The organism is Marinobacter sp. F4206 (genome assembly GCF_019392195.1).
Classification (GTDB): Bacteria; Pseudomonadota; Gammaproteobacteria; order Pseudomonadales; family Oleiphilaceae; genus Marinobacter.
In genome coordinates, this window is record NZ_JAHXKI010000002.1 from 1292797 (window position 1) to 1310978 (window position 18182).

Here is an 18182-nt window from a genome sequence, read left to right on the forward strand (position 1 = left end):
TTTAAAGACAGAATTGTCTGATCAGCCCCTTCAGGATCCGGACCGTCGGCTCCAGCTGGGCCAGTTCCAGAAACTCGTCGGGCTGGTGGGCCTGATCAATGGATCCCGGCCCCATGACCAGGGTCTCCAGCCCAAGCTTCTGCAACCAGGGTGCCTCGGTGGCAAACGCCACCGCGTGGGCAGTATGGCCCGTCAGTTTTTCACAGGCCTTCACCAGGGCGGCGTCGGCGGGCGTCTCAAAGGGCGGCACGCCATCGAACAGCGGCTCGAAAACCATGGCCAGCTCCCGACGCTCGGCCACAGGCTGGACCTTGCTCAAAATCGCCTGGCGCAAGGCTTCCATGTCCATGCCCGGCAAGGGCCGAAGGTCAAAATGCAGCTCGCACTGGGCGCAGATCCGGTTCGGGTTATCGCCACCGTGAATGCACCCGAGGTTCAGGGTCGGCACCTGTACCTCGAAGTTCGGATTGCGGTACTGCTCCTGCCACTGGCCGCGCAGGGCCAGCAACTCGGACAACGCCTCATGCATGCCCTCCAGCGCATTACGCCCCAGGGCCGGGTTCGAGGAATGACCGGACTGGCCCTCGAACTTCAACCGTTCCATCATGATGCCCTTGTGCATCCGGACCGGCCTGAGACTGGTCGGCTCCCCGATGACCGCATAGCGGGCCTTGGGCTTACCGGCTTCGGCAAGCGCCCGGGCGCCGTTCATAGAGCTTTCCTCATCCGCGGTCGCCAGAATGATCAGCGGCTCTTTCAGAGCCTTTCCGACGTATTCCCGGGCCGCCTCTATGGCCAGCGCGAAGAACCCCTTCATGTCGCAGGTGCCCAGACCGTACCAACGGTCGTCCCGCTCGGTCAGGGTGAACGGATCGCTTTGCCAGCGCTTGTCATCGTAGGGCACGGTATCGGTGTGACCGGACAGCACCAGCCCGCCCGGGCCGCTGCCCAGGGTCGCGATCAGGTTGAACTTGCCCGGCATGCCGGGGACGTCCAGAATTTCGACCGCAAAGCCCAGGGGTTCGAGCCACTCCGCCAGGGTACGGACCACCGCCTCGTTGCTGTGATCCCAGGTGGCGGAAGCGCTGCTGATGGACGGCAGGGAGATCAGGCGCGCCAGCATATCCTTGACGCCCGGCACCGACGCGTCATTCACAACGGACTTCGACATAGTTTTCCCTCACCCCCGAATCCGGGTCATTGCTTGCGGCCGCGGCGCCAGACCTCAAAGTCGGTAATCGCTCGAACCAGCATCGGATAGGCCACCTCACCTCCGGCAACCACCCGGGCCACTTCCAGCTCCCGGTCGCTCACGCTGACCAGGCGCCCCTCGACCACATTGTCATTGGACAGTGTCACCCGGACCTTGCGATCGATCCACCGGCCGGCATTCTCGATCGAGTCAGCATACCACCCTTGCACATCCGGGTTCTCCTCCGGAACGTCCGACCCAGACGCCGCCTCGTTCGGTTCCTCCGCCACCAGGGCAGCTTCACGGAGAAACACATCCGGCACCCTGGCACCGTTGTACGCCACCTGCCAGTCATTGCCGTCATCCTCCTCCCCGGCCGGAGATATCGGGATACCGAGGGCGACCCCCCCCGGTTCCAGCGTTGCCGTCAGCTCGCCCCCCTCCAGCAACCACTGGCGATACAACGCCAGTAACTGATCGCTGGCAACCAGACCCCGAGCCTCGAGCCCCTCCCGGAACGCCGACAGCACCCGACCGGCCCACTCCGGCGGTTCGAGGCCAGCCTCCCGCGCACAATAGGCTGCAACCCGTCGCATCAGACCACCATCGCGAAGCGTAACTGTCATCGGCTCGGTGGAACTGTCGACGAGGTCTTCCGGTTCGAGAAGATTGAGACGGGCACCGGGCCAGTCCAGCTCCAGGCTTCCGGTACCCGCGGTATTCAGCTCCGCGTAGAGGCTATCGGGGCGTTGCTGGAGCAGGACTTCACCCCCGAGACCGGTAATGCCCATGCGCATCAGGTCACCACTACCCAAGCGCTGACGGGGATCTGGCGCACAGGACAGAACAAACAGAGCGGGTTCACCGGCACTGTTCTCGCCCTCGGCGGTTACCCAGTTGCGAAACATGGTCGCTTCGAGCACAAGACCCACGCCTTCGGCCTGCAGCGACCAGCTCGCAGGCAGTGACGCAGGATCCATCAGGGCCATGATCAGATCGACCGGCGAGCCGGCGTCAAGCTCCACCCGGCCGATTTCCAGGGAGCGGGTCAGGCGGAAGTCCTGCCAGCTGTTACCGGAGAGAACCAAGCGACCATCAACTCCCGAGCTGATGGTTCCCCGTTCAAGCACCCCGGAGGATTCCAATGCGGTACGTGCTTCGTCCAGACGCTGGTCCGCCAACCACCAGACCGCGGCCTTGAAGGCGACAAAACCAACCAGGCCGAGAACGACCAGCAATGTGAACAGGCGCTTCATCCGGGGACTCCTAAGCCAGAAACATCAGTTGCGCGAAATCAGGGTGCCGACACCCTCGTCGGTAAAGATTTCCAGCAGACAGGCGTGAGCCACGCGGCCGTCAATGATGTGGGAGGTTCGGACACCGTTCTCGACGGCGTTCAGGGCACAGCGGATCTTCGGCAACATTCCGCCATGAATGGTGCCGTCTTCAATCAGCTCATTCACCTGCTGCGCCGTCAATCCGGTCAGGACCTTGTCTTCCTTGCTCTTCAGCCCTGACACGTTGGTCAGAAGGATCAATTTCTCCGCCTTCATGGCTTCGGCAACCTTGCCGGCCACCAGGTCGGCATTGATGTTGTAGGAGGCCCCATCCGGTCCGACCCCGATCGGCGCGATCACCGGGATCACATTGCTGCGGGTGAGCATGTCGATCACATCAACGTTGACGCTGGCGACCTCGCCCACGTGTCCGATGTCGATGATTTCAGGACGTTCGAGCTCGGGAGAGCGGTCGACCACCTCCAGTTTCCGGGCCCGGATCAGGTTGGCGTCCTTACCAGTCAGACCCACCGCCGTGCCGCCCTGGGCGTTGATCAACGAAACGATTTCCTTGTTGACCTGCCCGCCGAGGACCATTTCAACCACGTCCATGGTTTCAGCATCTGTAACCCGCATGCCGTTCACGAACCGGGACTGGATATTCAGACGTTCCAGCAATTCGCCAATCTGGGGCCCGCCGCCATGGACCACGATGGGGTTGATCCCGACCAGCTTCATCAGCACCACATCCCGGGCAAAACTGCTTTTCAGGTCTTCGTTCTCCATGGCGTTGCCGCCGTACTTGATCACCACGGTTTTACCGGTAAACCGTTGAATATACGGCAGACCCCGGCTCAGAACCGAGGCCACCTGCATTGCTGTATCACGATCCAACGCCATCTTGATGCCTTATTGATCCGTAAGTTAAAACGTTACCTGGGCAGCGATCAGAAGTCCGCTGTGATATCGGGAGCCGCCTTTTTCAGTTGCTCCCGGAATATACCCTTGATTCGCTCCAGCCCCTCTTCGGATTCCGCCTCAAATCGCAGAACCAGTACCGGTGTCGTGTTGGATGCCCGGCACAACCCCCAGCCATCGGCGTAATCAACCCGGATGCCGTCGATGGTACTGATGTTTCCGTCACCGAAATGGCCGTCCTGACCGAGACGTTCAATGATCGCGAATTTGCTGCTCTCGGTCACTTCGACATTCAGCTCCGGGGTACTGATATCTTCCGGGAAATCCTCGAACACCTCGTCGCTGTGGCGGTCCTCGATGCCCAGGATCTCCAGCAGTCGGGCCGCCGAGTACAGACCGTCATCAAAACCGTACCAGCGTTCACCAAAGAAGATGTGACCGCTCATCTCGCCAGCCAGCAGCGCACCGGTCTCCTTCATCTTCGCTTTCATCAGCGAGTGACCGGTTTTCCACATGATCGGCCGACCACCGGCCTCCGAGATCACCCCGGCCAGCCGCCGGCTGCATTTAACATCGTACAGTACGTCGGCACCGGGGTTGCGGGAGACCACATCCCGGGCAAACAGCATCAGCAGGCGGTCTGGCCAGATGATCTTGCCGGAATTGGTAACCACGCCCAGCCGATCACCGTCGCCATCGAAGGCCAGGCCGATATCGGCTTTCTCCTGTTCCACCCGGGCGATCAGGTCTGCCAGATTGGCCGGCTTGCCCGGATCCGGATGGTGGTTGGGGAAATCGCCGTCCACTTCACAGTAGAGCGGGATCACCTCACACCCCAGTTCCTCCACCAGCATCGGCGCCAGTTCACCGGCAATGCCATTGCCGGCATCCACCACCACCTTGAGGGGTGCGGCCACGGCAATGTCACCGACGATCCGGTCGAGGTAGGCCCGGCGGACATCTTCGGTGGACTGGCCACCCTGACCACTGGCCAGGTCACCGGTCCGGGTACGCTGATACAGTTTCTGGATGGCCTCACCCGACAGGGTTTCGCCGCCGAGCATGATTTTCAGGCCATTGTAATTGGCCGGATTGTGGCTGCCGGTGACCATCACACCGGATCCGGTCTGGAGCTCATGGGTGGCAAAGTAGAGCACCGGGGTCGGCACCGCCCCGACATGAATCACATCGCAGCCACTGGCCATGATGCCGCGTGCCAGCGCATCCGAAAGCTCGGGGCTGGAATGTCGGCCGTCGTAACCAATGCAGATGGCCTTGATGCCGCGTTCGGCCGCTTCCGAACCAATGGCCCGGCCGATGACCTGCACACCGTCAGCGGACAGAGTTTCACCAACAATGCCCCGGATGTCGTAGGCCCGGAAGATATCCGGGGACAGATCCACTGCAGGCGCCGCCATTTCTTCCACGCCCGGTGCATCGGAACCGAACACGGTGTCATCGCCACTGCCGAAACCGAGCACGTCTTCATCCCCATCCAGCATGTCGATATCCGGCATATCCTTGTCCTGGAACAATGGCTCGTCTTGGTCGGCCGCCGACGGCTTCTGGCCGGCTGCCTTTTTCGGCTTGGCCACGTCCACCGCTTTGACAATGCGCCTGTCGACCACCTGGGATAACCGGAGCAGGACCTCACCAGTGGATGCGACCATGTCCCACTTGAAGGCCGGTAGCTTGACCCGCTCGCCCCCGAACACCTTGTGCGCCCACTGGATGAGCACCGTTACATCCTGGCGCAGACCACGCTGGGCGCCGCCGAGCAGGCCCCAAACCAGAATGGCTGCGACCAGCACAGGCACGCCTACCAAAACAGCCACCATCACCAGATCTACCGGCGCGTCCGTCCCCCTGGCAGGCGTGTAGGCCACCGACCAGTCCGGGTTGCTCAGGGGCCGGGTTTCCGCCGTCCCCGAGGCGCTGCCCTGACTGACCACGGTTCGAGCCGTGCCGCCCACGCTCTGAGTCAGCGCCAACTGCCCGCCGAGTTCGGAATTGACGACTGTCAGCAGGGGCTGCAACCGGGCAGCATCAAAGATCACCAGCAGGCTGCCAACCACGGCGTTACTGGCCGGATTACGCACCGGCGTGGCCATCTGGAGCAGCCAGCGGTTGTCCCTGGGAAAAGCATCCGGATGCAGCGGCTTGCCGGTTTCCGCGCGCCGCGCCAGCTCCAGTCCGGCAAAGCCCAGCAGACCCTCTTCCCGCGCGGTGCGGGGTATTTTCCGGTAGGGGAACAGATGCACCGCCTGAATGCCGGGCAGGGCCCGGGCAAGACTCGCTTCGGTTTCGGCAAAGTCACCCGAGCCCGTCAACGTCGTAACGACATCCGGCCGGGTAGCGAGACCATCCACACTGCTTTGCATCAGCTCCAGGTACTGGTTCAGCCGCAGTGCCGCGGCATCGGCTTCCACCGCTTTCTGAGCCGCGAACCGCTCCATTGCCGCAGGCTGGACCGCGAAGAAATGAATCAAGGCGGCCGCAATCACGCCGGCGAGGATCACCACCAGAGCCTGGGTGGTCGCCACGGAGTCCAGGCGTTTGAGTCTCGGTCCCGCCGACGCCTTTTTCCTGTCGGTTTTTGCGGCCTTCCCCCTGGTTGGCTGCTCCTCACCGGACGTGTCGGAAGTCTTCTTCTTACCCAGCTTCATAGTCCATCCTGCAGTTGTAATTTTTCATCCTGGACAAGCATTTTTCGCAAAGTATAGTCGTCGGCCTCCGGCTGTGGTCGGCCGGCCCCGATTCAGTGTTTGCCGGTGGAACCGAATCCGCCTTCGCCCCGGTCACTGGCACCAAATTGCGAAACCACCTCGAAGTCCGCCTGCACAACCGGCACCAGGACCAGCTGGGCGATACGTTCTCCCACCTCGACGGTAAACGTGGTTTGCCCCCGGTTCCAGCAGGACACCATCAGTTCGCCCTGGTAATCCGAATCAATCAGTCCGACCAGGTTACCAAGGACAATGCCGTGCTTATGGCCGAGGCCGCTGCGTGGCAGAATCATGGCCGCCAGGGAAGGATCGCCGATATGAATGGACAGCCCGGTCCGGATCAGTTGGGTCTGGCCCGGCTCCAACGTCAGGGGCTCGTCCAGGCAGGCCCGGAGATCCAGGCCGGCTGACCCATCGGTGGCGTATGCCGGAAAGGCAATCTGGTGTCCGATGCGGTCATCAAGCACCCGCACCTGCAGTTTTTTTCTGGTCATGAATCATCCTTTGTCGCAAAAGCGGTCGGCGGACATGGGTCAGTCCGGCGTCCTGTCGAGGTGCTCACCAATCAACGCCACCAGGCGATCGGCGATCTGTTGCTTGCTGTCCGGTCCTATCGATGCCTGGCCATCTGGCCAGAATACCGTGACTGCGTTGTGGTCGCTGTTGAAGCCCAGGCCCGGCACCGATACATCATTGGCCACAATCATCCTGAGCTTCTTGCGCTGCAGTTTATCCCGCGCGTACCGCGCGACATCGGTTGTTTCCGCCGCAAACCCCACGGTGAACGGCGCATCGGTGCGTGCGGCAATCGTCGCCAGCGTGTCTGGATTGCGCACCAGGGGCAACGCCATCTGGTCAGCAGATTTCTTGATTTTGTCCCCGGCACAGGTTTCCGGGCGGTAGTCGGCCACCGCCGCACTCGCGATAAACAGGTCGCAGCCCTCATCCACGGCGGTGGACGATTCACGCAACATGTCTTCTGCGGTGACCACGTTCCGGATCTGGACATTGGGCGGCACCGCAATATTCACCGGCCCGCTGACCAACACCACCTCGGCACCGGCATTCCGCGCGGCCACTGCCAGGGCATAGCCCATTTTCCCGGAACTGTGATTACTGATGTAACGCACCGGGTCGATGGGCTCACGGGTCGGCCCCGCGGTGATCACCACCCGTTTACCCACCAGAGGACCATCCCGCCTGTCGTCATTGATAAACCCGGCCAGCACCAGCGGCTCCAGCATTCGGCCCGGGCCGGTGTCGCCACACGCCTGTTCACCCTGGTCCGGCCCCCACAGGGTGATCTGCGGATCCTCCTGCAACAACCGGATATTCCGCTGGGTACGGCAATTACCCCACATCGCCTGGTTCATCGCCGGGGCCACAGCGATGGGTGCCTCCGTGGCGCAACACAGTGTGGTAAGGAGATCGTCGGCCATCCCCTGGGCCAGGCGGGCCATAAAATCGGCAGAGGCCGGCGCAATCACCACCTGGTCAGCCCACTTCGCAAGCTCAATGTGTCCCATGCCCGACTCGGCCTCCGGGTCCAGCAGGGAGGTTCGAACCGGCTCGCCACTGAGCGCCTGGAACGTCAGGGGCGTCACAAAAGCCTCGGCGCCGCGGGTCATGACCACGCGGACGCTGTGACCGGACTTTTTCAGCAGACGAACCAGTTCCGCACTTTTATAGGCAGCAATACCACCAGTGATGCCGAGCAGAATTCGTTTGGCAGCCATACGGGCTCCGTATCCTCGTAAAAAGAAAGGCTTATAAGATAGCATGCTCGGCCAGTACAGACAGCCTGCGAGGCCACCGCGACGTTTACCGATTGTTACTTTTTAAAGTAACCTTTGTAACCCTGAGACCTGTATCCCGGCGCAGGACGCGCCCGAAGCAACACCGCCCAACCCGCAAGGAAGCACCTATGCCCAATTCTGCCTGGCCCACGGACGAACGTCCCCGGGAACGCCTGCTCACCCATGGCCCCCAATCACTCTCCGACGCCGAACTACTGGCGATTTTTCTGCGCACCGGCACCACCGGGGTTCCGGTGATGGCAATGGCCCGCTCCCTGATCACTGAGTTCGGCAGCCTGCGAGGCCTGATGACCGCCTCCTGCAATCAGTTCTGCGAGGGCAGAGGCCTCGGCACCGCCAAGTACGCCCAGGTTCAGGCCGCCATGGAAATGGCCCGGCGGGTTATGGACGAACCCCTGCGCCAGGGCGATCCCCTGCGCTCGCCGGAAGACACCCGGCGATTTCTCACCAGCCGTCTCGGCACCCACCCTCACGAAGTGTTCGCCGGCCTGTTCCTGGACAACCGGCACCGGGTCATCCAGTACCGGGAACTGTTTCGCGGCACCATTGATGGTGCCGCCGTCTATCCCCGGGAAGTGGTCCGCCAGGCGCTTGATGATAACGCAGCTGCGGTGATCTTCGCCCATAATCACCCCTCTGGCGTGGCCGAACCCAGCCAGGCCGACATCGCGCTGACCCGACGCCTGAAAGAGGCCCTCGGCTTGGTCGATATCAGGGTTCTTGACCATATGGTTGTCGGCCACGGTGAGGTAATATCGCTCGCTGAACGGGGATTGATGTGATTGTCGGAACGCGGCCACCTGAAAATTGGCCAATTTCCCAACAATTTTTTGCGTTGGGGGGCGAGTTCTGGTATAAAAGCGTCCCTTTCTGGCGGCGTCTGGCGAGCAGCGTTCAGTTTAGAGGCGCGAATGGGGGCGTAACGGCTCCTTAGCAACCAGAGACGCATTAAAAACGAATTCGTATTATTGAGACCATTGCTCAGGTCGGAGGCAAGTATGTCCAGAGTTTGTCAGGTTACCGGTAAGCGTCCGGTATCCGGTAACAACGTTTCCCACGCGATGAACCACACTCGTCGTCGTTTTCTGCCGAATCTGCAGAACCATCGTTTCTGGGTTGAGTCCGAGAAGCGTTTCGTGAAGCTGCGCGTATCCACCAAGGGCATGCGCATCATCGATAAAAAAGGCATTGACGCTGTGCTGGCCGATCTTCGTGCCCGCGGCGAGAAATTTTAAGGAGCCGCATCATGCGCGAGAAAATCAAGCTGGTTTCATCAGCAGGTACTGGTCACTTCTACACGACCAAGAAGAACAAGCGTAACACTCCGGAAAAGATCGAGATCAAAAAGTATGATCCGGTTGTCCGCAAGCACGTTGCGTACAAGGAAGCCAAGATCAAGTAATTCCTGATCCGGCATCCACAAAAAAACCCGGCCATGCGCCGGGTTTTTTTGTGGCTGAATGCAAGGTAATCAGAACGTTCCCAGGTAACCCTTGGGCAGGGCCACATCCATGGCGATCGGCAAGTGATCCGAGACCGGGTAACTGACCACCTCGGAACGCCGGATCTCCAGGGACGGGCTCACCAGGATGTGGTCAAGCGCCTTCTCCGGACGCCAACTCGGGAAGCTGTGCGCCGAGTCCGGCAGCGGCACCAGATCCGTTTCCTTTAACGGCGTCTGTGTCAGCAATTCCTCCGCATGATTGTTCATGTCGCCCATCAACACCACGTGGCGGTAGTCGGCAATCTGTTCGCGAATGTAGCCCAGCTGTCGTTGCTGCGCGGCCTTGCTGAGGGAAAGGTGCATCAACACCAGCACCAGTGGATCATCCGCCGACCCGTAGCGGGCGATGATGGCGCCCCGCCCCGGAATCAATCCGGGCAGGCGATGCTCGGTAACATCCAGGGGCCGGAACCGGCTCAGCAGCCCATTACTGTGCTGGGCAATCTGCCCGAGATTGCGGTTGAGCTGCTGATACCAGTAGGGAATACCGGCAGCTTCTGCCAGATACTGGACCTGATTGATGTAGCCGCTGCGCAGGCTGCCACCGTCACACTCCTGCAGGGCAACCACGTCGTAGTTGCCAATCAGATGCGCGATCCGGTCCAGGTTTTGAATCCGTTTACGGTGGGGCAGGATGTGCTGCCAGCTGCGCGTCAGGTAGTGGCGGTAGGACGAGGTATTGATCCCGACCTGGATATTGAAGGTCAGCAACCGGATATGACGGTGGGGCTCGAACTCAGGCACATGTTCAAAGCCTGAGCAGCGACCACGGGGCTGACCGACGGTATTCACAATCCCGTTAAGCTGCTTGCGGATTCGCTTGTACATGACAACAGCCCTGCTCTGCACCCGGAAAGCCCGCAACCCGGAAGCTGCGGGCGTACCGATCTATTCAGCGTCGGCGTCACGCTCTCTGGCAACCAGGTAATCGACCACCTCAAGCGCCGCCTCATGACTACCGGCCATGGACGCACTTACTTTGTACTTGCCATTAACCAGCATAGTCGGAACACCGGTGATGCGCGCGCCGCGGATCTTGGCCTGGGCCTGCTGCATGCGGGCATTTACACCGAAACTCTCGTAGTTTTTCAGGAAAGCTTCCGCATCCACGCCATAACCGGCGACGAAATCCGCCAGCGCTTCCGGCGTGTTCAGGGGGCGCCGTTCACCAGCCAGCGCATCGAACAGGGCATCGTGAACCTTGTCGAGATCACCCATGGCCTCAAGGGCATAATAGGCGCGGGCATGGGGTTCCCAGGAACGACCCAGAGCCGCCGGCAACATCTCGAATTCGACGTCATCGGCCAGGTCCTGCTCCCAGGCCTCGACTATCGGCTTGAAGTTGTAGCAGTGGGGGCAGCCGTACCAGAACACCTCGGCCACTTCGATCTTGTCGTCACTGTCGGTGCGAACCGGTGTATCCAACGTTTGATAATGCGTTCCCTCTTCCCAGGTTTCAGCACTGGCGGGCGCGCCAAACGCAAAAACCGCTGCCAGCAAAGCCGCCGTTCCGAGTGTTCTGATCATTGAGCATCTCCGGTCTCGTGAATTCGTAAGTGTGAGGGATTATGACCCAGGCAACCCGAAAAGTTCCACCGGCGAGCGAAAACCACAGGCTACAGAGCCGTAAGCAACAAAAAACCCCGCACTCAGCGGGGTTTTTCAGTGTCAGGCCAGTCGCCGTTCAGGCGATCAGTGCAGGCCGGATACGTAGTTGGCCACGGCCTCGATCTCTGCATCGGTCAACTTTGCGGCCACATCCATCATGATCGCAGCGTTGGAACCGGTTGCACGCTCGCCACCGCGATAGGCCTTCAGCTGCTTGACCACATACTCGGCGTTCTGGCCACCCAGGCGCGGGTAGCCGCCAGGCTCGTTGCCCTTGCCTTGCGGGTTATGACAACCGGCACAAGCCGGAACGCCCGAGGCCATGTTACCGCCACGATACAGGGCAGCGCCCTGCTCGATCAGGTCAGGATTGGCCTGGCTGACAACCATCTCCTGATCGTCAAAGTAGGCCGCCAGGTCCTGCAGCTCCTGATCAGACTTGCCATCCAGCAGTCCGGTCATCTCTGCGATCACACGGTCGCCGGACTGAATGGCCACCAGTTGGTCGTGCAAATAGTTTTCGCCCAGCCCGGACAGCTTGGGGTACGCTCCCATGATGGGCTTCTGGCCACCCTGGCCATGACAACCGGCACAGACTGCCGCGTTCTGTTCGCCCGCTTGAGGATCTCCTGCCCCGTGAGCCATCGCTGTGAGGCTAACACCGAGAACAACTCCTGCGATCAGTTTTTTCATGCTCGCTCCGCTTCTCTCATCTTAAAGGTATTCTTCGTTGTGCAGCCGGCAGGCACTGATCAGTCAGGCTCAAAACCGGGGCTGACAGCGGTCACGCTCAGCGCGCCGCCCGGAATTGGTGTAGCATTATACATTAATCCCTGATAACTGAAATCCAAAGGAAAGCCGACCGCTGTGGACCCTGATCTGACTCAAAAATCCCTCTCTTTTAACAGTGCCCGTTTCTTGATCAGCGCCTCCAGGCTGGATGAGTGTCCGCCGGATTTTGGTGCTGAAGTAGCCTTCGCCGGACGATCCAATGCCGGCAAGTCCAGTGCACTCAATGCCATCACCGCCCACGGCAAGCTGGCCCGCACCAGTAAAACCCCTGGGCGCACCCGCCTGATCAACTTCTTCACCCTGAACCGCGAAGGCTGCCGGCTGGTCGACCTGCCCGGCTATGGCTACGCCAAGGTTTCACGGGACATGAAAGACGACTGGCAGCAGCATCTGGGCCATTACCTGAACGATCGGCGTTGCCTGCGCGGTCTGGTGCTGGTGATGGACATCCGGCACCCACTCACGGAATTCGACCAAATGATGGTGGAATGGTGTGAACATAACAACCTTCCGCTGATGATTCTGGCCACCAAAGCCGACAAGCTGAAATTCGGCCAGGCAAAAACCGCGATGCTCGGCATCGCCAAAAAGTTGAAAGCGTTTACCTGCGTGGAACACTTGATCATGTTCTCGGCCACGTCAAAGCGCGGCGTTGAAGACTGCCGGGAGGCACTGACGGATTGGCTTGAGGCGCCGGAAGCGGAGGAAGAGCCCTGACTGAAAAGAAAAAACCGGTCTGCCAACAGACAGACCGGTAAAACGTCAGGGTTTGCGACGTGCTAAAACCTGAGAACTCACTCAGGAGACGCAAGAAATGTCCGGATTTCCCACGTCATTAACTCTGATGGCTAAATCCGGCAAAAGTTCCAGATCCGATCATTTTTTAATCAGCATTTCGACTTCTACCTATGCGCTACACCAGAATGCCCGCCTCCGTGCGCTCGGGCAGTGATGGCCGATAGTTCTCCCGCAAGGCCATAACCCGATCACGATAGGCCGGTGTGAGGTAGGGAATCTCCAGGGTCAACACCTGATAGATCCCCTGCTTCAGCTCGGTCAGCGTCAGCTCAGCGTAGGTTTCCTCGGCGTGGGCGGTTTTCAGGAACGCCATCCAGTTGGTGATCACCAGCCAGACATTCAGCGACATCGCCGCACGCAGATCGTCAGGCTGTTCCTCGACGATACCGGCCTCCGATAACCTCTCGAAGATACGACTGATGGCCGTCAGGCACCGGTTGGTGAACTCCCTGTAGTCCTGACGCAGCCGGGAATCGCTGTCGAGGAGGTACTCCAGATCCCGGTGGAAGAACCGGTAGCTCCAAAGACCATCGAAAACCGATTCCAGATAGAACGTCATGTCATCCAGAGTCATGGCGCGGTCTTCCGGAATATCGAGGTAGTAATCCACCAGCTTCTCGTATTCGAGGAAGATCTCGTAAATGATGTCCGACTTGTTCCGAAAGTGGTAATAGAGGTTGCCCGGAGAGATCGCCAGGTGCGCCGCAATGTGGTTGGTGGTGACGTTACGTTCGCCCCGCTCGTTGAACAGCTCCAGACTGGAAAGCAGTATTTTGTCTCTGGTTTTCATAAACCTGCCGGCGCTTGTTGTTTTGTGGCTCACGGATGGCCCGATAGGCCATCGCCCCCTGCTTGACTACCTAGAGTATATACTCTAATAATACCCCTAAGTGCAAATTGAGCATTTTTTCGCCACCACACAACAACAGACTGCCGCCCGAACCCGGCGACGTCGTATTGGGGAGTACGCTATGGGAGCCACTGTCGTCCAGCTTACCGAGAGCAAGAAACAGATCCAGCACACCCATCGGGTTTTCCAGGACCAGAAAAAGGCATTCCGCAACAACCCCATGCCCTCGCAGACCGAGCGCCAGGAAAACCTCAAGCGCCTGAAACGGGCCCTGCTAACCAACCAGGACCGACTGCTGGAGGCCATTGACCGGGATTTCAGCTGCCGCTCAAAGGATGAATCCCTGATCGCCGAGGTCATGCCCTCGATTCAGGGCATCAATTACACCCTGAAAAACCTGAATGGCTGGATGAAGCCCTCGAAGCGCCATGTGTCGGTGCTTTTCCAGCCAGCCAGCAACAAGGTTCATTACCAGCCCAAGGGCGTGGTTGGTGTCATCGTGCCCTGGAACTACCCGCTGTACCTGGCCGTTGGTCCCCTGGTGGCGTCGCTCGCGGCCGGCAACCGGACCATGATCAAGATGTCCGAGTTCACGCCCCATACCGCCGCACTGTTCAAGGAAATCATTGAGGCCTCGTTTCCGGAAGACCTGGTCTCAGTCATCACCGGTGAAGCGGACGTCGCCGCCGATTTCTCGTCCCGGCCATTCGACCATCTGCTGTTCACCGGCTCTACCTCCGTGGGCAAGATGGTGATGCGGGCGGCTGCCGAGAACCTCACGCCGGTCACCCTGGAACTCGGTGGCAAATCGCCCGCCATCGTGTCCCCGGACGTGCCCATGGAAGACGCCGCCCAGCGCATTGCCTTTGGCAAGGCCTTCAACGCCGGCCAGACCTGCGTTGCGCCGGACTATGTCCTGTGTCCCGCCGACCGGGTTCAGGCCTTTGTCGATGAATTCCGCACCCGGTTCTCGGAAATGTACCCGAGTCTGCGGGATAACGACGATTTCACCGCCATCATCAATGAGCGCCAGTACGACCGCCTGCAGGGCTACCTTGAGGACGCCCGCGCCAAGGGCGCCGAGATCATCGAGATCAACCCGGCCCGGGAAAACCTGGGCGATGGCACGCGGAAAATTCCGCTAACCCTGGTCCTGAACACGACCCCGGACATGAAGGTGATGCAGGACGAGATCTTCGGCCCCCTGCTGCCGGTCGTCAGTTACAACGGCCTGGACGAAGCCCTGCATTACATCAACGACCGTCCGCGACCGCTGGCCCTGTACTTCTTCGGCTACGACAAGGACCAGCAGCAGCACGTGGTGGACAACACCCATTCCGGCGGCATGTGCATCAACGATGCGCTCATGCACGTCGCCCAGGATGACCTGCCGTTCGGCGGCATCGGTGACTCCGGTATGGGCCACTACCACGGCAAGGAAGGCTTCCTGACCTTCTCCCACCATCGCGCCATCTTTACCAAACAGAAATTCAACAGCGGCAAGTATGTGTACGCACCGCACGGTACCGCTGCCCACAAGATGGTATACAAGTTCTTTATTCGCTGACGCTTGGCACGGGAGTCCAGTCAGGGCTCCCGCGCGCCTCACCAACAAGAATAAGAGAAAAGATCCATGAACAATCAGCCGCACGCCCCATCGCCCGGCAGCGACATTGCCCACCCTGATCGCCGCAGCTTTCTGAAAGCGGGCATGGCCGGGGCGCTGTTTCTCGGTACCGTCAGCGTCACCGCGGGCCTCAGCGGGTGCGCCACAGCGCCCGCCGGCCGGCTGGGCGCGGTCGACACCCGCATGGACGCCCGATACCAGTTCCAGTTTTTGACCCGGGACGACATCCAGCTGTTCGAAGCCCTGCTCCCGGCCATGATTGGCCCGGCGCTGCCGGAGCAGCCCCAGTCCCGGCGCCTGGCCATCGCCTCCACCATCGAACGCATTGATGCCGGCATTTACAAGTTCGGACCTGCCAATCAGCGGGAGTTACGCCGCCTGTTTGATTTGCTCAACTTCGGTTTCACCCGGGTCACCGTTGCCCGGGTCTGGTCGAGCTGGCCCAACGTGACCACCGCCGAGGCCGATGCGTTTCTCGAGCGCTGGCGCACCAGCGGTATTGGCTTGTTCAACAACGGCTACATCGCCCTGACCAAGATCAGCAACGTGGCCTTTTACGGCTACCAGGACCACTGGCACCTATCCGGCTACCCCGGACCTCCCCAGTGGGCCATCGACGCCCTGCCCCACATCAAGAACGCCTGATTCACTGCCGATTTACGGAGCCAACCATGTCGTTAACCGATCGCATTGCCGAGGGCCTCGAGGCCGGCTGGGACGTCACCGATGGCGCAACCCTGGTCGAAAACCAGACCCACGAGGCCGACGTGGTGGTGGTCGGCACCGGTGCCGGTGGCGGCACCACCGCGGAGATCCTCGCCAAGAGCGGGCTGTCGGTAATTCTGGTGGAAGAGGGCCGGCTGTATTACCAGAAAGACTTCAAGATGGATGAGCTCACCGCCTACGCCAACCTGTATCAGGAGGGCATGAGCCGGGTCACCCGAGACGGCGCCATTGCCATCCTTCAGGGCCGCTGTGTCGGTGGCTCCACCACCGTCAACTGGACCTCCAGCTTCCGTACGCCGGACGAAACCCTGAGCTACTGGTCCAGCCAGTTCGGGCTGGACAGCCTGACTCCGGACGCCATGGCGCCCTGGTTTGAAGGCCGTGAGCAACGGCACTCCATGGCACCCTGGCACATGGACCCCAACACCAACAACGACATACTGCGCCAGGGCTGCGAGAAACTTGGCTACGCCTGGCAGGTCATTCCAAGGAATGTGAAAGGCTGCTGGAACCTGGGCTATTGCGGGGTCGGCTGCCCCACTAACGCCAAGCAGGGGGCCCTGATGACCACCGTGCCCGGTGCCCTGGACCACAAGGCCCGGCTGTTCCACGGGCTTCGCGCCGACCGGCTGGTGATGGCCCAGGACCGTATCGATCACCTGCAAGCCATGGCCATGAAGGTCGACGGCGTTACCCCGTCGGGCGTCATGGTGACCCTGAAAGCCCGTCACTTTGTCGTGGCCGCCAGCGCCATCGGCTCGCCCGGGTTATTGCTAAGATCCGAAATTCCCGACCCCTACAACCGGGTAGGCAAGCGCTCCTTCCTGCATCCGGTCAATGCCACGGTCGCGCAGATGCCGGAGAAGGTGGACCCATACTATGGCGCACCCCAGTCGATCTATTCCGACGAATTCAACTTCAAGAATGGCGTCGATGGCCCGGCGGGGTTCAAGCTCGAAGTCCCGCCACTGCACCCCGCAGTATCCGCCGGTGTCATTCCCGGCCACGGACAACTCCAGATTGATGCCATGGCCGGCCTGCCCTGGACCCAGTCCGTCATTGCCCTGCTCCGGGACGGTTTTCACCCCGAGAGCCCCGGCGGCACGGTGTCTCTTCGGGACGACGGCAGCCCGGTACTGGACTACCCGATCTCCGACTACCTCTGGAAAGGGCTTCGACAGGCCTACCACACCATGGCCGAAATCCAGTTTGCCGCCGGCGCCAGCAAAGTTCGGCTGGTGCACCTGGACTCCGACTGGTACCGCAGCTGGGCCGACGCCAAGGCCTCCATCGAGACCATTGCCATGCAGCCGCACCGGGTCCGTCTGTTCACCGCTCACCAGATGGGCGGCTGCGGCATGGGCGCAAACCCGCAGGAGTCGGTGGTCAACGGCTTCGGCGAACACCATCACGTGAGCAACCTCAGCGTGCACGATGCCTCGATCTTCCCGACCAGCATCGGCGCCAATCCGCAGCTGTCGGTCTATGCCCTGGCCGCCAGGAACAGTACGCGGCTGGCGAGTAAACTGGCAGGTTAAACACCAGCCGTTTTGGGATGGGCAGCAAACTGGTATTCTAGGCACTTCCGAAAAAGGAGCTGTGCATGCCGAAAGTTATCTACCCGGGCACCTTCGACCCCATCACCAACGGCCACACCGATTTGATTGAGCGTGCCGGCCGCATGTTTGATGAGATTGTTGTTGCGGTTGCCTACAACCCCAAGAAACAACCACTTCTGAATCTGGAAGAACGTTGTGAGCTGGTGCGCCAGGCGACCGACCATCTCCCTAACGTTAGTGTTACGGGGTTCAGCAACCTGCTGGCCGATTTTGTCCGTGAGCAAGGCGCCACGGTGATTCTCCGGGGACTGCGTGCAGTTTCTGACTTCGAGTACGAATTCCAGCTGGCGGACATGAACCGTCGCCTGGCACCGGAAGTGGAAAGCGTCTTCCTGACCCCGGCAAACCACCTGTCCTACATTTCCTCGACCCTGATCCGGGAAATCGCCTCCCTGGGCGGTGATGTCTCGGAATTTGTCGATCCCGCCGTCGAAGCGGCCATGAAAAAGAAGTTCAAATCAGCCTGAGGTACCACAGATGGCCCTGATGATTACCGACGAATGCATCAACTGCGACGTCTGTGAGCCGGAATGCCCGAACGAGGCGATCTCGCCGGGCGACGAAATCTACATCATTGATCCGAACAAATGCACCGAGTGCGTCGGCCACTTCGATGAACCCCAGTGCCAACAGGTGTGCCCGGTGGACTGCATCCCTCTGGACCCGGCCCATCAGGAATCCGAGGCCCAGCTGATGGACAAGTACCGGACGCTCACCGGAAGCTGAAA

General features: G+C 60.5%; 19 protein-coding genes. 9 read left to right on the forward strand and 10 right to left on the reverse strand.

Translation table 11 applies throughout. From position 1 onward, the window contains the following. Position 1 precedes the first annotated feature (1 nt). From argE to coaBC, 6 genes are all read right to left on the reverse strand, one after another. A complete protein-coding gene (gene argE, locus KZO34_RS08360; RefSeq protein WP_219475680.1) occupies positions 2 to 1171 on the reverse strand; it encodes an acetylornithine deacetylase in 1170 nt (389 codons plus the stop codon). 26 nt (positions 1172 to 1197) lie between these two features. Next, positions 1198 to 2448, reverse strand: a complete 1251-nt coding sequence (locus KZO34_RS08365; protein ID WP_219475682.1) for an acetylornithine deacetylase — start codon at positions 2446 to 2448, stop codon at positions 1198 to 1200. 24 nt (positions 2449 to 2472) lie between these two features. Beyond that, a complete protein-coding gene (argB, locus tag KZO34_RS08370) occupies positions 2473 to 3369 on the reverse strand; it encodes an acetylglutamate kinase (protein WP_219475684.1) in 897 nt (298 codons plus the stop codon). 47 nt (positions 3370 to 3416) lie between these two features. Continuing rightward, positions 3417 to 6053 (reverse strand): phosphomannomutase/phosphoglucomutase, encoded by a 2637-nt coding sequence (locus KZO34_RS18790; RefSeq protein WP_308318782.1) that lies wholly within the window; start codon positions 6051 to 6053, stop codon positions 3417 to 3419. Between the two features lie 92 nt (positions 6054 to 6145). Next, entirely contained in the window at positions 6146 to 6607 is a 462-nt protein-coding gene (gene dut / locus KZO34_RS08380) for a dUTP diphosphatase (RefSeq protein WP_219475686.1), read from the reverse strand. Positions 6608 to 6646: 39 nt separating this feature from the next. Beyond that, positions 6647 to 7849: a bifunctional phosphopantothenoylcysteine decarboxylase/phosphopantothenate--cysteine ligase CoaBC gene (gene coaBC / locus KZO34_RS08385; protein ID WP_219475688.1), complete on the reverse strand. Its 1203-nt coding sequence runs from the start codon at positions 7847 to 7849 to the stop codon at positions 6647 to 6649. A 188-nt stretch (positions 7850 to 8037) separates the two neighbouring features. On the opposite strand from coaBC, the gene radC reads away from it, so the two are divergent. From radC to rpmG, 3 genes are all read left to right on the forward strand, one after another. Further along, positions 8038 to 8712, forward strand: coding sequence for a RadC family protein (radC, locus tag KZO34_RS08390; RefSeq protein ID WP_219475690.1), 675 nt, complete (start codon positions 8038 to 8040; stop codon positions 8710 to 8712). Between the two features lie 216 nt (positions 8713 to 8928). Continuing rightward, on the forward strand, positions 8929 to 9165 hold the full coding sequence (rpmB, locus tag KZO34_RS08395; protein ID WP_008173462.1) for a 50S ribosomal protein L28: 237 nt from the start codon (positions 8929 to 8931) through the stop codon (positions 9163 to 9165). Positions 9166 to 9176: 11 nt separating this feature from the next. After that, positions 9177 to 9332 (forward strand): 50S ribosomal protein L33, encoded by a 156-nt coding sequence (rpmG, locus tag KZO34_RS08400; protein WP_008173465.1) that lies wholly within the window; start codon positions 9177 to 9179, stop codon positions 9330 to 9332. Positions 9333 to 9401: 69 nt separating this feature from the next. On the opposite strand, the gene KZO34_RS08405 is transcribed toward rpmG, so the two are convergent. From KZO34_RS08405 to KZO34_RS08415, 3 genes are all read right to left on the reverse strand, one after another. Then, positions 9402 to 10262, reverse strand: a complete 861-nt coding sequence (locus tag KZO34_RS08405) for an endonuclease/exonuclease/phosphatase family protein (protein ID WP_219475693.1) — start codon at positions 10260 to 10262, stop codon at positions 9402 to 9404. Between the two features lie 60 nt (positions 10263 to 10322). Further along, positions 10323 to 10961, reverse strand: coding sequence for a thiol:disulfide interchange protein DsbA/DsbL (locus KZO34_RS08410; protein ID WP_219475694.1), 639 nt, complete (start codon positions 10959 to 10961; stop codon positions 10323 to 10325). Between the two features lie 165 nt (positions 10962 to 11126). Continuing rightward, on the reverse strand, positions 11127 to 11735 hold the full coding sequence (locus KZO34_RS08415) for a c-type cytochrome (protein ID WP_219475695.1): 609 nt from the start codon (positions 11733 to 11735) through the stop codon (positions 11127 to 11129). A gap of 174 nt (positions 11736 to 11909) precedes the next feature. Between KZO34_RS08415 and yihA the strand changes: the two genes are divergently transcribed. Further along, the gene (gene yihA, locus KZO34_RS08420) at positions 11910 to 12551 is read left to right on the forward strand and encodes a ribosome biogenesis GTP-binding protein YihA/YsxC (RefSeq protein ID WP_219475696.1); all 642 of its coding nucleotides are present in this window, start codon (positions 11910 to 11912) and stop codon (positions 12549 to 12551) included. Positions 12552 to 12747: 196 nt separating this feature from the next. Here yihA and KZO34_RS08425 read toward each other — a convergent pair whose 3' ends face one another. Next, positions 12748 to 13422, reverse strand: coding sequence for a TetR/AcrR family transcriptional regulator (locus KZO34_RS08425; protein WP_219475697.1), 675 nt, complete (start codon positions 13420 to 13422; stop codon positions 12748 to 12750). Positions 13423 to 13603: 181 nt separating this feature from the next. Between KZO34_RS08425 and KZO34_RS08430 the strand changes: the two genes are divergently transcribed. From KZO34_RS08430 to KZO34_RS08450, 5 genes are all read left to right on the forward strand, one after another. Continuing rightward, positions 13604 to 15049, forward strand: a complete 1446-nt coding sequence (locus KZO34_RS08430) for a coniferyl aldehyde dehydrogenase (RefSeq protein ID WP_219475698.1) — start codon at positions 13604 to 13606, stop codon at positions 15047 to 15049. A 66-nt stretch (positions 15050 to 15115) separates the two neighbouring features. Then, the gene (locus tag KZO34_RS08435; RefSeq protein ID WP_219475699.1) at positions 15116 to 15754 is read left to right on the forward strand and encodes a hypothetical protein; all 639 of its coding nucleotides are present in this window, start codon (positions 15116 to 15118) and stop codon (positions 15752 to 15754) included. A 26-nt stretch (positions 15755 to 15780) separates the two neighbouring features. Continuing rightward, positions 15781 to 17373: a GMC family oxidoreductase gene (locus tag KZO34_RS08440; protein WP_219475700.1), complete on the forward strand. Its 1593-nt coding sequence runs from the start codon at positions 15781 to 15783 to the stop codon at positions 17371 to 17373. 65 nt (positions 17374 to 17438) lie between these two features. Beyond that, complete coding sequence (coaD, locus tag KZO34_RS08445; RefSeq protein ID WP_218635778.1) at positions 17439 to 17921, forward strand: pantetheine-phosphate adenylyltransferase; 483 nt, start codon at positions 17439 to 17441, stop codon at positions 17919 to 17921. 10 nt (positions 17922 to 17931) lie between these two features. Next, on the forward strand, positions 17932 to 18180 hold the full coding sequence (locus KZO34_RS08450; RefSeq protein WP_219475702.1) for a YfhL family 4Fe-4S dicluster ferredoxin: 249 nt from the start codon (positions 17932 to 17934) through the stop codon (positions 18178 to 18180). Positions 18181 to 18182: the final 2 nt, after the last annotated feature.

Coding starts and splice junctions, on each gene's coding strand:
- argE (WP_219475680.1), bottom strand. CDS start 1,171: ATGTCGAAGTCCGTTGTGAATGACGCGTCGGTGCCGGGCGTCAAGGAT.
- KZO34_RS08365 (WP_219475682.1), bottom strand. CDS start 2,448: ATGAAGCGCCTGTTCACATTGCTGGTCGTTCTCGGCCTGGTTGGTTTT.
- argB (WP_219475684.1), bottom strand. CDS start 3,369: ATGGCGTTGGATCGTGATACAGCAATGCAGGTGGCCTCGGTTCTGAGC.
- KZO34_RS18790 (WP_308318782.1), bottom strand. CDS start 6,053: ATGAAGCTGGGTAAGAAGAAGACTTCCGACACGTCCGGTGAGGAGCAG.
- dut (WP_219475686.1), bottom strand. CDS start 6,607: ATGACCAGAAAAAAACTGCAGGTGCGGGTGCTTGATGACCGCATCGGA.
- coaBC (WP_219475688.1), bottom strand. CDS start 7,849: ATGGCTGCCAAACGAATTCTGCTCGGCATCACTGGTGGTATTGCTGCC.
- radC (WP_219475690.1), top strand. CDS start 8,038: ATGCCCAATTCTGCCTGGCCCACGGACGAACGTCCCCGGGAACGCCTG.
- rpmB (WP_008173462.1), top strand. CDS start 8,929: ATGTCCAGAGTTTGTCAGGTTACCGGTAAGCGTCCGGTATCCGGTAAC.
- rpmG (WP_008173465.1), top strand. CDS start 9,177: ATGCGCGAGAAAATCAAGCTGGTTTCATCAGCAGGTACTGGTCACTTC.
- KZO34_RS08405 (WP_219475693.1), bottom strand. CDS start 10,262: ATGTACAAGCGAATCCGCAAGCAGCTTAACGGGATTGTGAATACCGTC.
- KZO34_RS08410 (WP_219475694.1), bottom strand. CDS start 10,961: ATGATCAGAACACTCGGAACGGCGGCTTTGCTGGCAGCGGTTTTTGCG.
- KZO34_RS08415 (WP_219475695.1), bottom strand. CDS start 11,735: ATGAAAAAACTGATCGCAGGAGTTGTTCTCGGTGTTAGCCTCACAGCG.
- KZO34_RS08425 (WP_219475697.1), bottom strand. CDS start 13,422: ATGAAAACCAGAGACAAAATACTGCTTTCCAGTCTGGAGCTGTTCAAC.
- KZO34_RS08430 (WP_219475698.1), top strand. CDS start 13,604: ATGGGAGCCACTGTCGTCCAGCTTACCGAGAGCAAGAAACAGATCCAG.
- KZO34_RS08435 (WP_219475699.1), top strand. CDS start 15,116: ATGAACAATCAGCCGCACGCCCCATCGCCCGGCAGCGACATTGCCCAC.
- KZO34_RS08440 (WP_219475700.1), top strand. CDS start 15,781: ATGTCGTTAACCGATCGCATTGCCGAGGGCCTCGAGGCCGGCTGGGAC.
- coaD (WP_218635778.1), top strand. CDS start 17,439: ATGCCGAAAGTTATCTACCCGGGCACCTTCGACCCCATCACCAACGGC.
- KZO34_RS08450 (WP_219475702.1), top strand. CDS start 17,932: ATGGCCCTGATGATTACCGACGAATGCATCAACTGCGACGTCTGTGAG.